Origin of the sequence: Methylorubrum rhodesianum (genome assembly GCF_014199985.1) — a bacterium.
Classification (GTDB): domain Bacteria; phylum Pseudomonadota; class Alphaproteobacteria; order Rhizobiales; family Beijerinckiaceae; genus Methylobacterium; species Methylobacterium rhodesianum.
Map to the genome: position 1 here is coordinate 1 of NZ_JACHOS010000045.1, position 1,399 is coordinate 1,399.

Genomic DNA, 1,399 nt, shown 5'->3' on the forward strand with positions numbered 1-1,399 from the left:
GGCGCGCTTGTTGCGGCGAGCCTAGCGGGGGTCCCGTCGGGGGCGCTGGCGCAGCAGCCCTCGGCCGCGGGCCAGTTCAACGATCAGACCCAGCCGCGCACCGATCCCGCCGTCGCCGCCAAGCCCGCCGACCCCGTCCGCGTCGGCCCGCTCGCCCCCTGGGCCACCGACATGGCCGCCCGCGGGCTCACCTTCGACATCAACATCTACGACTTCTACCAGGCCAACCCCTCCGCCGGCCTGCGCACCGGCGAGCAGTCCAACTCCGCCTACTTCGTCCTCTCCATGTCCGCCGACATGCAGCGGCTCGCCAACATCAGTGGCGGCACCATCAAGTTCACCCAGACCTTCTTCGGTCTCGTGCGCAACCTCAACATGGCCGCCGACATCGGCGACACCACCGTCGGCTACCAGCCGCCCTACAACCCCAACTCCAACCGCCTCTCGCTCCTCACCTACGAGCAGAAGCTGATGGACGACCGCCTCGTCATCGAGTTCGGCCGCACCCATCCCGACCGCTACTACGGCCTGCCGCCGTGCAACTCGATCAACTCCTGCTTCCAGGACCTGTTCTACATCAACGCCGGCTTCACCTCGCCGCTCTACGCCGTCTGGGGGGCGAATGCCGCCTACCAGCTCTCGCCCACCAGCTACATCCAGGCCGGCGCCTTCTCGGTGAACCCCGGCACCAACGCGCTGTCCGGCTACGACTGGGGCTACGAGCGCCTCTCGGGCGCGCTCGTCATGACCGAGATCGGCTACAAGACCGACTACACCATGACCGCCTATCCCGGCCGCGCCTCGCTCACCGGCTTCGTCAACACCGCCGATCACGACGATAACTTCAAGACGGTGCTGGGTACCTCCCGCGGCCTCAACCCCGGCACCCCGGCGCTGCAGAAGACGGGCACGTCCGGCCTCGTGCTCACCGGCACCCAGACGGTCTGGCGCGCCGATGGCGGCCTGGTGGCCAACCCGCACCCGACGGCGATCTCGCTCTATACCGGCACGGGCTACTCCTTCGACCCGACGGTGCCGATCCGCTTCAACTCGTTCGTCGGCGTGCTGCTGCAGGCGCCCGACCAGAGCCGGCCGAACGACACCTTCGGCCTGAAGATGAACTGGCAGCGCCTGTCGGAGAACTACACGCAGTTCCTCTCGGACGCGAACTTCATCTCCGGCGGCTCGGGCGCGCCGTACGCGCGCGACAAGTTCATCTTCGAGGCCAACGCGCATCTCGACGTCGGCGCCGGCGTGATCGTCGAGCCGGTGGTGCAGTACGTGGTCAACCCGAACTCGTTCTGGAACCCCTACACCGCGCGCCGCGCCAAGGACGGCTTCTACGGCGGCTTCACCCTCGTCGTTCCCCTCGGAACACTCCTCGGCCTCGCCCCAGGCT

At 68.0% G+C, this 1,399-nt stretch carries 1 protein-coding gene; it reads left to right on the forward strand.

The genetic code is table 11. The annotated features are described in order from the left end of the window. Window positions 1-1,399 (forward strand): carbohydrate porin (locus HNR01_RS27305; protein WP_183671080.1); only part of this gene is annotated, 1,399 nt, incomplete at both ends.